The organism is Listeria sp. ILCC797, from assembly GCF_900186185.1.
In the GTDB taxonomy this organism is placed as follows: Bacteria; Bacillota; Bacilli; order Lactobacillales; family Listeriaceae; genus Listeria; species Listeria goaensis.
Genome location: NZ_FYBS01000001.1, coordinates 243667 through 256727 on the forward strand (window position 1 = coordinate 243667; position 13061 = coordinate 256727).

The 13061-nt window shown below is 39.7% G+C and carries 11 protein-coding genes; 1 reads left to right on the forward strand and 10 read right to left on the reverse strand.

Going from position 1 to position 13061, the window contains the following annotated elements; translation table 11 throughout:
* Positions 1-93 precede the first annotated feature (93 nt).
* From BN1609_RS01175 to BN1609_RS01200, 6 genes are all read right to left on the reverse strand, one after another.
* Positions 94-735: a TipC family immunity protein gene (locus tag BN1609_RS01175; protein ID WP_088840416.1), complete on the reverse strand. Its 642-nt coding sequence runs from the start codon at positions 733-735 to the stop codon at positions 94-96.
* A complete protein-coding gene (locus BN1609_RS01180) occupies positions 714-2462 on the reverse strand; it encodes a T7SS effector LXG polymorphic toxin (RefSeq protein ID WP_088840417.1) in 1749 nt (582 codons plus the stop codon). Before BN1609_RS01180 ends, BN1609_RS01175 begins: the two co-directional genes overlap by 22 nt.
* Positions 2459-2812, reverse strand: a complete 354-nt coding sequence (locus tag BN1609_RS01185; RefSeq protein ID WP_088840418.1) for a DUF3958 family protein — start codon at positions 2810-2812, stop codon at positions 2459-2461. Before BN1609_RS01185 ends, BN1609_RS01180 begins: the two co-directional genes overlap by 4 nt.
* Positions 2805-3086 carry a TIGR04197 family type VII secretion effector gene (locus tag BN1609_RS01190; protein ID WP_088840419.1) on the reverse strand — a complete coding sequence of 94 codons (282 nt, stop codon included), beginning with the start codon at positions 3084-3086 and terminating at the stop codon, positions 2805-2807. Before BN1609_RS01190 ends, BN1609_RS01185 begins: the two co-directional genes overlap by 8 nt.
* Before the next feature lie 153 nt (positions 3087-3239).
* Positions 3240-6299 (reverse strand): AAA family ATPase, encoded by a 3060-nt coding sequence (locus tag BN1609_RS01195; RefSeq protein WP_088840420.1) that lies wholly within the window; start codon positions 6297-6299, stop codon positions 3240-3242.
* Positions 6296-7417 carry an exonuclease SbcCD subunit D gene (locus tag BN1609_RS01200; RefSeq protein ID WP_088840421.1) on the reverse strand — a complete coding sequence of 374 codons (1122 nt, stop codon included), beginning with the start codon at positions 7415-7417 and terminating at the stop codon, positions 6296-6298. Before BN1609_RS01200 ends, BN1609_RS01195 begins: the two co-directional genes overlap by 4 nt.
* Positions 7418-7512: 95 nt before the next feature.
* Here BN1609_RS01200 and BN1609_RS01205 point away from each other — a divergent pair, with 95 nt between their 5' ends.
* Positions 7513-8121: a 1-acyl-sn-glycerol-3-phosphate acyltransferase gene (locus BN1609_RS01205; RefSeq protein ID WP_088808810.1), complete on the forward strand. Its 609-nt coding sequence runs from the start codon at positions 7513-7515 to the stop codon at positions 8119-8121.
* A gap of 42 nt (positions 8122-8163) precedes the next feature.
* On the opposite strand, the gene BN1609_RS01210 is transcribed toward BN1609_RS01205, so the two are convergent.
* From BN1609_RS01210 to BN1609_RS01225, 4 genes are all read right to left on the reverse strand, one after another.
* Entirely contained in the window at positions 8164-8673 is a 510-nt protein-coding gene (locus tag BN1609_RS01210; RefSeq protein ID WP_088808809.1) for a hypothetical protein, read from the reverse strand.
* A 91-nt stretch (positions 8674-8764) separates the two neighbouring features.
* Positions 8765-9247, reverse strand: coding sequence for a CcdC family protein (locus BN1609_RS01215; protein ID WP_088840422.1), 483 nt, complete (start codon positions 9245-9247; stop codon positions 8765-8767).
* 69 nt (positions 9248-9316) lie between these two features.
* Positions 9317-11095 carry an ABC transporter ATP-binding protein gene (locus BN1609_RS01220; RefSeq protein WP_369821878.1) on the reverse strand — a complete coding sequence of 593 codons (1779 nt, stop codon included), beginning with the start codon at positions 11093-11095 and terminating at the stop codon, positions 9317-9319.
* Positions 11096-11099: 4 nt separating this feature from the next.
* Positions 11100-12857 carry an ABC transporter ATP-binding protein gene (locus BN1609_RS01225; protein WP_088840424.1) on the reverse strand — a complete coding sequence of 586 codons (1758 nt, stop codon included), beginning with the start codon at positions 12855-12857 and terminating at the stop codon, positions 11100-11102.
* Between the last annotated feature and the right edge of the window lie 204 nt (positions 12858-13061).

Sequence of the window (13061 nt, forward strand, 5' to 3'; positions counted from 1 at the left end):
ATCCCTCGCTTTAAGAGTCCTCTAAACCTTTATTTTAACATAAAAAAAGGCATGAGGCTTGTTTATATACACCTCACGCTTTTTTTAAGTTTTTTAATAAGTTTTCTTTACTTTAACATCGCCAAAATCATCTGGTGAAAAACGGCTGTTATAAACTGAACACCAATCTGTTAGTAACTTATCTCTTAAAATGCTATTTCCTACTTGCTCCATCTCCTTTAAATTCGTACTATACTCCTCTAAATATTTTTTCACTTTATCTGTATCTCTTGTAAAATCATCATCTTGAAGAAATTTATCTTCAACACCTACTGTTTTTGTTAGTTTTTTATCTTTAACCTTGTAATTATATCCTAAATATACAATGACATTGTCACTCAATTCTTTTTGTATCGTTATGGAAAAGCTTCCATTATCTTTCTCCCCTGCAAAACTAAACATATAACTCAATCCGACTATCCCTTCTGGAAGGACATCATTAGAGTATGTTTCAAAAAAAGGAGTAAGTTCAAAGCTATGTGGGCCACTTCGATTCCATGGCTTCATCCCTTTAACTTGAGCTAAAGAAGCATCTCCAGAACCAAAAAGACCATCAGAAAGCGCAGTCCTTTCATCATAATAAATTTCATCAAAAATATTTTTGATTTTTATTTGATTTATAATCGTAACTGTTATCGGGATAGAAATAAGTAATATTAAGATAGTAGCTATAATTATCCATTTTTTCTTGCCCATAGTTCCTTCCCTTCATTTGCATAATTTTTAACATTATTTTGATTATATTCTACACTTTTAATAAAGTTATATGATTGTGGATAATTTTCTTTCACATAATTCAATTTCTCTGTTTCTGTTAATTCACGTTCCGTGTGTATATACGGACTATCATAACGCGCTTTACTACTTTGTTGCATTTTATTCCCATTATAAGTATATTCGTATCTAGGAGCCAAATCATCTAATATTGCTGACTTAACATATTCAAAGTCAACATTATTTTTAAACTTCTCTGCTCGTGTATATTTGCTATTTTTAATATCACTATAATATTGATTAGAAGCCATTAGATAATCTATTTCGTTATCTTCCATCATTCTAGTTATATTTACAGCATCTAAATCTGCTTGGTAATCATCATTTGCAATGCTAGGGTTAGCATCCGCTTGTGTTGTCGTATCTCCTCGCCACCCCGCTAATTCATTTGTAAATTCATTACTTAACCCCCTTAAATTTGAGAGCCTTAGAGGATTATTATATAAGATTGTTGCCATTGTAACAGATTGATGCGTAAAATCTGCCTTGTTTGAGAACCTATTTAAATTGGCATTCCATCTTTTTTCAAATTCTTCATCTGACATATTTCCATAGACATTTATAAGCTTTTTCTTAAATAAATTATATTTCTCTAAATCATTTTTCTTTATGAATTCTATATTATAAAGTTCAGATGCTCCCGAAAACTCATGCTGAATCCCAAGATTATATTTAAACTCTTTAATTTCTTGACTTGATAAACCCAATTCTTCTAGAATCTCTTCATAATTCTTAGCTATTCCTGTAACAGCAAAATCTCTAAAGAGAAAATAATAGCCTTCTAAACTCCCAGCAGTAAGTTCCCACTTCTTACTTCCATAAGTTACTCCGCTAAAAATCCGAAGCAAAATATAGTCTCTGTACTGTTGCGATATATCTGGAAACATTCTATCAAGATTCTCTTTTAACCTGTAAATTTGTTTAGCTGTTTCTTCATCAAATCCAAATTGCTCTTGCAAAGTAAGGAGAAACTCATGTTTTGATTTTCCTGCTAAATCACGCATGTCCCACTTATCATGAATACTTTGTGTCCAAGACAAGTCACTCGGAATGATAAAAGTACCACTTGTTGCACTCCATGCTGTTCTAGCTTGCGCTAATCCTTGATGAACCGTTTGCTCTAAGGAAGCAATCTCCGAAAATAAAGCAGGAGAACTGGCATTAAAAGCCAATAATTTATCAAGCTTTTCTTCTAAATCCTGCTTGCTTCTTCGATATATATTTAATATATTAGCATTAAAACTTAGTTGCTCATTTCTTGTTTCCCATGTCACGCTTGAAGATACTAGTTGACTACGGATATCTTCAAGCTCTCTTATTAAATATTCCGCTTGTCTAATTTTTGTTTCCAGTTCAGATTGCTTCAAATCACTACTATCTACTTGGGTAGTATACGTTTCTGGAAAGCTCTTCACTGCGTTATCTACCGCTTCGGTTAACAGCATACCACCTTTGGCAAGGGGAAGTAATACTTTTGCAAAATAGTCCTTTGCCGAGTCATACGCACGCCCTTGCAGTGCGGGAGAATTTATAACAAAATCATTGATAGCTTTTTGTAAATCTTCAAATCCTACTTCATAAGTTGCACACATCTTACTCACACTAGCTGCTTGATTTTTTGACTTCGAAACATACATATCAATGCTCATAAGTTGCTCTCCTTTGCTGCCAAAGCTAATTTGCGTTTATGATGCATCACATCATTTAATTCCTGCTCCATTTTCTTTTTCTCACGATAAGTAGTCTCTTCCGTTTCTTCTAAATATGTGATGGCTTGTCTGGATTCGTACGAAAATTCATCCATTGCTTGTTGATAAAAGTAAGGTTTATCACTTTTATGAAATAACTGCTCACACTCATGTATGAAGTTACGTCCTTCTCTAAGATTCGAATCATATTGTGCTTTGATATAACTTAATTGTTTTATTTCTTGCCTGATATGGTCTTCTTTCTCTAGCAATACTCTCTCTTGAGTATTCAGTTTTTCCCATTCATTCATAAGAGAGTCCTCCTAAAGTTTGAATGATTTGAGCATCTAATGCTTCAAATTCTTGAGATACAGACTGAATATCAGAAGAGGCTTTCATGATAGCTTCTGCTATTTTCTTCGCTGTGTCCTGTGCTTTCTTTGTAGCCTCGTGTGCATCCGAATTCCCACTCACCGTTGTTTGGTTATCCTGTTCGATTGTTAACGTTTGAACAAGGTTGTCCGTTGCATTCTTTAACGCTGTAGCTTTTTCCTTAGCCACATTTCCGTCTGTTTGTATGTTCAAAAATTAATTCCTCCCGTTTAAATAATCTTGATGTACTCTGGATTTCTTATAGTAAGAGAAAATCTTCATAACTATAATTATATAGTATTTTTCGGAATTGTAAATTATGAAATACAAAAAGAGACTCGCGACTTCTCTTCGCCGCGAGCCCTTTTATGTGTGTAACACGAACTCCGTCTTGCTTCCTTGGTTCGTTGCTGTCACTTCAAGCCGAGCCGGAATGCGCTCTTTAAGCTCTGGTACATGCGAAATGATGCCCACAAGTCGTCCGTTTTCCTGCGTTTCCAGCAAACATTCAATCGCCGTTTCCAAAGATTCCGGATCAAGCGTACCGAAACCTTCATCGATAAACATCGTATCAAGCGAAATGCCGCCAGCCATCTCCTGCACCACCTCAGCTAAAGCCAGCGCTAGCGCAAGTGACGTTTTAAAACTTTCACCGCCCGATAACGTTTTCACATGGCGCGTTAAGCCCGTATATTCGTCATACACCTCAAGCTCAAGCCCGCTCTGCGCGTTGCCTTTCGCTTTATCGCGCTTTCGGCTAAGCTCAAAACGCCCATTTGTCATCTTCAGTAAACGCACGTTAGCATGCTGAACAATTGTGTCGAGGAAAGTCGCGAGCACGTACCGCTCAAACGTAATCCGCAAATCATTTTTCCCGCGCGCAGTATCCGCAAGCAGACCCAAATCTGCGTATTCCGCTTCAAATTTAAGCAATTCTTCTTTTTTGGAATTAAAAAGCGTATAGCGACTGGACGTTTCACTTCCACGTTCGCGCACAACGAGCATTTTTTGTTCGGCCTCACTTTGAACAGCTTTCGCCGCATCTAGTTCTGCTTGCAATTTGCTGACGTCTTTCTTCTCGACGTTTTTTAGTTTTTCTGCTAGCACCTGTTTTCGATCTTCCGCCACAAAAAGCGCTTTTTCATAGCTCGAAAGTGTCGTTTCGGTCGTGGGGATTTCATTTTCGCGCGCCAAATAGGACTTAAAAGTCGCCTCATCTTGGAATCCAAGGTTGACTCGTTTTTCTTCAAAAAGTGTCTGATCGGCTTGCCATTCGTTTGAAAGTTCCGCGAGTTGTTTTTCTGTGCCTTTTAAGCGCGTTTCCATGTTGCTGACAAGCTCTTTTTGCGCCGTAACACCTTTTGAAACTTCCTGTTCGCGTTTTTCAAATTCTAACAGCGATGCCGCAATTTGGTTTTGCAAACGCTTGAAAGCTTCAGGTTCGCGCAAATTTTCCGGAATATCTGTGTAAAGCCAATTGATTTCCGTCTCCAAAAGGTCCAATTCGCGCTGCAACTTATCTTTTTCAATTTGCGCTTCAGTCATTTGATGCGTCAAATTCTGTTTCGCAGCTTGCTGTTCGTTTAGTTGCGCTTTGAGTTTGTTTCGTAGTTCCAGCTGTTCATTTAGCTTCGCTTGTTTTTGTTTGGCAGTTTCAATCGTAGCGGTCAATTTTGCTAGCTGCTCATCAAACACAGCAAAATCATTTCCGCTTACATCTCCCCACTGCTCAGTCTGCCATTTCAAACGGGCGATTTTTTCCTCAACTTGCTTTAATCCAAGCGTTTTAGTTTCCAGCTCTTTTGAAAGTTCCTCTAGCTTCCCAATATCCAAAGTTCCAGAAAACGTAGCCATTTGCGGGTGTTCCGTTGCGCCGCAGACTGGGCATGGATCACCGTTATGAAGGTGTGTCGCTAAGAGTGCGGCCTGCTCCTGTTTCGAAGCAGCAAGGAGTTCCGCTTCCTCTTTTTGAAGCGCTTTTACAACTGTCGTCTGCGCCTTTTGTTCTTGCCGCAAAACCGCAAGCTGCTCTTCTATTTGCAAAAGCTGGCTCGTTTTCTCAACATTTTCTGCCACTTGTTTCCGCTCGCCCTCTAGTTCGTTCATGTTCTCCAACAGCTGGAAACGTTCTTGCTCAAGGTTCTCAAGCGCCGCAATACGGTCCTCAAGCGAACTCACATCATGCGCAAGTATCTCGAAATCCACTTCAAATCTTTTAAAAGCTTCTTCTTTTGTAATAAAAGCAGCCTTTTTAAACTCCAATTGTGTTAAGTTTTCCGTAAGCTGCCTCATCTTCGGCGCCATTTTCTCAAATTCAATTTGATTGCGACGCCATTTTGCTACACGATTTGCCATCTCTAAAAGTTCCCGCTGCCCCTCTTCCCATTTTAAAAGCTCCGTGCGCGCATCTTCCGTCTGATTTTCAAGTTGCTCCTTTTCTAGCTGCACCGTGCGTATTTTTTCATTCGTTCGCTCCCGCTGCATAAACGCAGCTTGCAACTCTTTCGCCGCCTTCATTTTCGTTAGCTCCCGCTTCAACTCCTGCATTTTCTCCCGTTCACCGTATAATAGTTCGAGCTCCTCCAATTGCTTCTCAAGCTGTACAAAGTCCGCTTCGATATTTTCCGCCACCGCAACGCTTTGAGCTGCCGCGATGCTCACCTTCTCAAGTGTTGTTAGCTCATCTTGCAAACTTGCCATGTGCTTTTTCTGCTCCGCCATTTTCGTTTGAAATTGTTCTTCGATTTCGGCAATGGTTAGCGTTTCATCAGCGAATTCCGCTACAATCACTTTCCAAAGTTCGGTTCGCGTATTTTCTGCCAAAAGCTGTAACTCTTTTTGCTTTTCAAATAAAAGATTTTCGACATATTTGTAAAAATCCGTATGCGCCAACCGTTGTAAAATGACTTCCTTTTCCTTGCTTTCTGAAATGAGCAATTCACGAAACTCGCCTTGGGGAATCATTAAAATTTGCCGAAACTGGTCGACATTCAGTTGAATTAATTCTTCCATTTTTACTTTTACATCGCGCACGGAGCTAGCTAGCAATTTTTCGCCATCGTCCATTATTTCAAACAACTCGGCTTTTTGATTTAAAGAGCGCATGCCGTCGCCGCGCGCCTTTTTCACTTCCTGCTGCGGCATTCGTTTAATGAAGTACGTTTTTTCGCGCAACATGAAAGTGAGTGTCACTTCCGTTAAATCTGAATCCGCCGCAAAGTCACTTCGCATTGATGCGCCTTCCCGGTCAGCTAAATTTGTAACGCCAAAAATGGCAAAACTAATTGCATCAAAAATCGTGGACTTGCCCGCACCCGTTTTTCCAGAAATAACAAAAATACGTTCTGTCCCAAGTTCAGTAAAATCGATTGTCTCCAGTTTTTTATAGGCACCAAATGCCTCCATCGTTAACTTTAACGGCTTCATTCTTTACCTCCCTCACGCGCTTCTTTAAAAATTTCCGTCATCAGTTCTTTTTGCGCCGTTGTCATACTTTTACCTTCAGCAAATTCAAAAAACTGATCAAACAATGCCACATCATCCTTTTTCATCAGCTCATCAAACTTCAATTCAAGCTTGTCTTCCATCTGGTGCCGCATTCGCTCTAAATGCAAAATATTCGGATAGAACTTACGAAGTTGCCCCATCGGATCAAGAAGCGCACCTGCGTCTTCTAACTTCACTTGCAAGTAATCTTCTTTCTTGTCTAAAATATTGGTCGTAAGTTCGCTTAAGCTTCCGCTCACAATTCGCATGTCGCGTATTGGTTGCAAGAATACTTCACGTACGTCGAGCGTTTCTTCGAGTGTAACGATGCGCACACTTTTTTTATCCTTGCTTTCTGAAAAAGAATATTTTAACGGCGAACCGCTATAATGGATGGTGGGGTGCGTGATGGCGTGCGGGTGGTGCAGATGGCCAAGTGCAACATAATCAAAACCAGCGAAGCAGTTTGTCGAAACACGGTCTACATTCCCGACAGCAAGTTGACGTTCAGAGTCACTTGAAATGCCGCCAGCAACAAAGGCGTGTCCAACTAAAATTTGCTTTTTCGTTTTATCAGCACGCGCCCGAATGGAATCGGTTATTTTTTGCATCGCATCTTCGTAAGTTCGAATGTCGCTATCATTAAATTTTTCGCGCACAACTCCAGGCTCATGAAACGGGACAAGCCAAATTTCAGCATTTTGAAAGGCTACTTTTTGTACTGGGTCAGTGATTTTCCCAGCAAGATAAAGTGCCGTTTTTTCATACCATGCAGCGCCAAATTGCAGCCGCTCTGCGCTATCATGATTGCCGCTAATCGCAAAAATCGGCAAGCCAAGCGTCACGTTCCACTCGTAGAAAATATCGTTTAAAACGTCAACCGCGCTCGCTGGTGGAACCGAACGGTCATAGAGATCCCCTGCGATAATGATGCCATCTACTTTTTCCCGTTTAATAATTTCGGTTATTTGTTCTAAAATATATGTTTGATCCTCAAGCATCGAAACACCTGATACGATTTTTCCAAGGTGAAGATCTGCTGTATGTAAAAGTTTCATCATGGCCTCTTTTCTACTGCTTTATTTTTTTAATGCAAAAATCTGCATTTTTGAGTATACTTATACTAGTTGATGTCTTTTAGGGAGTGAAGAAGTTGTTTTATAAATTTGCGAAAACTGTCGTCCATATTATTTTAATCATCATTGGTGGACGATTTCAAGTACAAAACAAAGAAAAAATACCTGCGGCTCCTTATGTTGTTGTCTCGCCGCATACTTCATGGATTGAAATTATTTATCTTGGCTTTGCCGTCTATCCTGTATCTGTTCATTATATGGCGAAACAAGAGTTATTTAAAGGGAAATTCCTTAATTGGTTGATGACGCATTTAAACGCCTTCCCAGTTAACCGTGACAACCCTGGTCCTAGCGCTATTAAAGCGCCGATTCGTTTATTAAAACAAGGCAAAGTCGTCGGTATTTTCCCAAGTGGCACGCGTAAACAGACGAACTTGCATTTAAAACGCGGTGCTGTAACCATTGCTTTTAAAGGAAAAGTCCCGATGTTACCAGCCTTTTATGATGGCCCGAAAAACTTCAAAGAAATTTTAAAAAGAAAAAAAGTTATCATTCGTTTCGGTGATCCGATACATTTAAATGATACGGATAAAGAACAAAAAGAAGTTTTAGAAGAAAAATCACTTGAACTTATGGCAACATTCGAAAGACTGGAACAAGAAATTCAAGCTACGAAGAAAAAATAAATTTAAAAAAAGCATTTTGGGTAATCCCAAAATGCTTTTTTATTACATTGTATCTGTTAAAATATCCGAACCAGCTAAGCCATTATCTTCTAAGATTTTTGAGATATCAGCAGATGCTTTTTGAAGCTTCTCATCAGCACTTGTTGTGTCAACAGGTGTTGCGTTTAAAGCTGTTGCTTCATCGGCATAAGCAGCACTTAAATCCGAAACTGCCTTTTTAAAGTCGTCTGTAGATTTCCCTAAATCCGGAACTTTTTCAGCCGCTAAAGCATCGGAAACCGCTTGTGCAGAGGTCGATGCTTTTTTAGCAAGCTCCGCAAGTTCAGCTTCAGAAGGCTTAGGATCAGCAGTCGAAGCGCTTAGATAGGCACTGTAATCCGCGTTTTTATCACTAATAGTCGAAACTAAATCCATATAATAATTTAGTACATCTTCGCTTGATGTTTTCTTCGATTCTTCTTTTTTGTCTGTATCATTGTTGCTTGAAGATGAACAAGCTGCAAGCGTGAAAGCTAAAACAAACATAAGTAATGCAATTAACGTTTTCTTCAAAATATTTCCTCCTTTTTATCACATAAATGTGACCTTCCTCATTATAACTTTTACATAAATCTTACACAAGTATTTTTACGAATAAATCGCCTCATTCTGCCATTTCTTTAGTAGGTTGAAGGTTTTTAGCGACGTTTTTATATTGAAAATACATCGCAACACGCCACGGAACAATCATCGCGAACGCCATAATCCAAAACATTCCTGATAATTCCCCAACTTCAAGGCTACCACTAATTAAATATTTGATTAAAATTCGAATAAGTAACAGTGACATCAAAATGACCGGAAATGCCTTTGTACGTTTAATAAACACAAAATCCTTTTTAATTTCAAATTTCGTCGTCCAAATGAGAATGACAGAAAATACTAGCCCCATTAAAATGGCTTCGATAATATCAAGTCCCGAAACGCGGAAATACGGGACAACAAACATGAGCGCACCAGTCGACATCATCACTGGCGGTAAAATAATGCCTTTTATAGACGCTGGTCGTTTTGATGCTTTCATGCGAATTAAAATAATCATTGAACCAAAAATGAGTGTAACAATAATAGATAAAATAAGTGACATATCTGATTCCTCCTACAAAGCTTCGTTAGCCATTATAGCGCTTATTTTAAAGAAAAGAAACCAAAATGTTTACAATTCCATGCCACTATTTTGCAGTTGGTACATCGAATGATAAACTCCACCCGTTTGTAAAAGTTCGTCGTGTGTACCGCGTTCAATAATCTCGCCTTTGCTTAAAACTAAAATCAAGTCAGCATCTTTAATTGTCGAAAGTCGATGCGCAATCGCAATCGTTGTCCGACCTGTGCGCATGCGTTTTAAGCCCGTTTGAATTAAACTTTCCGTTTCCGTATCGATGTTCGCTGTCGCTTCATCTAAAACAAGAATTTGCGGATTCGTCACAACCGTACGTGCAAAGGAAATGAGTTGCCGCTGTCCACTTGAAAATGATGCTCCGCGTTCAATGACCTTATGGTCGTAAGTCCTATCTAACGTTTGAATAAAATTGTCTGCCTGTACAAATTTGGCCGCCTCTTCCACTTCCTGATCGGAAATTTCCTGGTTGTACAGCCGAATATTGTCCCGAATATTACCGTAAAACATAAAACTATCTTGCAGGACAAGACCCGTTTTTTTACGCAACTCACTCGTTTTATAATCTTTAATCGATTTTCCATCAATTAAAATTTCGCCGCGTTCAAATTCATAAAAGCGCATCATTAAATTAATAATCGAACTTTTTCCGCTTCCTGTATGCCCGACGAGCGCAATCGTCTGCCCAGATTCTGCCGTAAAGCTAATATTTTTCAAAACATCATGCTCCCCGTCATAAGCAAAGGATACATCTTTAAACTCAATTTTTGCGCTTTCAATTTTAGCTTGCGCATCATTTTTCTGAGCGGGCACTTCTTCTGTTTCGTCCATGATGCGGAAAACGCGCGCTGCCGCAGTAATCGCTTCCTGGTACATCGCAAGACGCTCCATCACATTATAAATGGCTTCTAAAAAGCGATCAAAATAGCTGACGAAAGCATAAATCGTACCAATGGCCACTGGACCGATGAGCGATTCTGCTCCGAAAAAGCCAAGGATAATTACGACCGCAATCGCATAAATGAAATCAATGGCTGGACCTAGTAACAGCGCATTAAATTTAATATTTTTTATCCCAACATCGTAGTAATCTTTGTTGATGACTTCAAATTCGCGAGCTAGACGTCTTTCCTGATTAAATTGTTGGACAATCGACATTCCTGAAATCGACTCGCTAATATTGGCGTTTAGTTGACTTAATTTTTCGCGCTTCGCCCGGTAAAATTTTGAACTTTTCTTCCGGTAAACGATAATAATAAAAGCGATGAGCGGAAATAGTGCCAAACAATACAGCGCAAGTTGCGCATCAAGAGCAAACATCGCTACGTACATACCAATTAGCATGAATAAACTTTGAATCGCAGTGGAAAGCACATTAATAAACATGTCTTTAATCGCTTCCGTATCGTTTGTCACACGCGACACAATACTACCCGCAGGGGTTTTATCAAAATAGCGCATGCCAAGCGTATGCAACTTAGAAAATATATCAATGCGAATGCGTTCCACAATCTGAAAGGCAATTTTTTGAAAGAAAAAGAGTTGGAAATACCAAATGATAACCTTTGCTAGCGCAAGTCCAAGGTATCCCGCCACAAGAATTGTAATCGCCTCTACTGCAAAGTTCATCGGTGTCAAATAATCATCTAAAAACTTCCGAATGATGAGTGGCGACACAACATCAATTATCGTCACAAACAACACGAGAAAACCAGTTAAAATTAATAGTGGAATATGGAAACGTGTGTAGCGCATCAGACGTTTTAAAACTTGCCGATGTTCTTTTCCTGTCATCGTTAATAAATCATCATTCATTTGCTCATTCACGTTCCCCACCACCTTTCAAATGTTCCGCTAATTGTTGCTCCCGGTATATCTCCGCATACCAACCATTTTCTCTAAGCAATTCTTGGTGTGTGCCACGTTCAATGACCCGCCCGTTATCCATGACGATAATGAGGTTGGCATGTTCGACGGAACTCAGGCGATGCGCACTAATGATGGTCGTTTTATCCGCTCGGCTCGCCTTTAAGTTTTCCAAGATGCGCTCTTCCGTCTTGGCATCAACTGCCGATAACGCATCATCTAAAATGAGCAATTCCGGATCCATAATTAAAGCACGCGCAATCGCAAGGCGTTGTTTTTGACCACCCGAAAGCGACACACCACGTTCGCCCACAACCGTTTGATACCCATCTACAAAACCTTCAATATCATCATGCACCGCCACGGTTTTCGCAATCTTCCTCACATCTTCAGGTGCCGCTTCTGGCACCCCAAAGCGAATATTATCTAAAACAGTCGTCGAAAACAAGAACTGATCTTGCGGCACATAGCCAATTGCTTTCCGAAGCGCATTTGTCTGATAATCTTGGATTTTGACTCCGCCGAACGAAATCGTGCCTGCATAGTCATCGTATTCACGAAGCAAAAGTTTTAAAAGCGTCGTCTTCCCTGAACCTGTTCGCCCAACAATTCCCAGTGTTTCACCTGCATTTATCGTGAAGTCAATATTTTCCAACACTGGCTCTTTTTCATCCGGATAAGAAAATCGGCTGATATGAGTGGCAAGAGCTCCGCTAGGCGTTTCTGCGCGCGCGTCTTCGTGGTCGACAATATCTTCTCTTTCGTTTAAAAGTTTGGTGATGCGGTCATATGAGGCACTTCCGCGTTGAATAATGTTGTACAAAAACCCAAATGCGAGCATTGGCCAAATGAGTAGAAATAAGTAATTGACAAACGCAAGGACTTGCCCAATTGTGAGCGAACCTTCAATGACAAATTTCGAACCAAATCCTATTGCGAGCACAAAAGAAATGCTTACAACAATCGAAATCATCGGGTCAAACATGGCATCGACGCGGGCTACGGCAACGTTCTTCTTCACGACAGCACTCGTTTGTTTGGCAAAATCCGCAATATCTTCTTTTTCCTGTCCAAACGTGCGTGTCACTTTAATGCCTGAAATACTCTCCTGTGTCTTATCATTTAGTTTTGAGAAAGCTCTTTGTGCGCCGTGAAAGCGTTCATGTAGTTTTTTCCCTAAAATCGATGACCCAAAAATCATAATCGGCATTGGAATGAGCGCAATGAGCGTCAACCGCCAATCAATACTAATCGCCATCATTAAAATAACCGTGCTACCTGTTAAAAATGAATCGGCAAGTGTCAGCACCCCAATGCCAGCAACTTGTTGAACGGCTGCAATGTCGTTTGTCGCATGCGCCATTAAATCGCCAGTCCGGTACCTCTGAAAGAAAAACGGTGACATCTTCGTCAAATGTTCAAATAACCGTAAACGCAAAGTTCGTTGCAATTTATTATCCGAACCAAAAATCATCAAGCGCCAAACGTAACGTCCGAGATAAGTCAAAACCGCAACAACAATCAAAATCACAATCCATTTTATTAACGTCTCTTTTGTCAAAGTCGAATCCGCTATCGCATCAACAATTTTCCCTATGACAAACGGCGGTATAAGCTGCAAAAGCGCAATGATGAATAAAATCGAAACCCCAAAAGTATACTGCTTTTTTCGTTCTTTAAAAAACCAGCCTAAATCCTTAAAAATCTTCACATGGCAACCCCTCCTTTTCCCTTTTTAGACAACAAAAAATAATGGACATCACTTCTGCCCATTATTACTTAAAAAGTATTATTTGCCATCTATTTTCCGCGCACAAAGCAAAGCATGCGAGAGGTCAATAAATCCCCTTTATACTTAAAGAATCGGTACGGAGCGACACAAATAATGAAATTTTAAGCAATAATGATTTTCCTA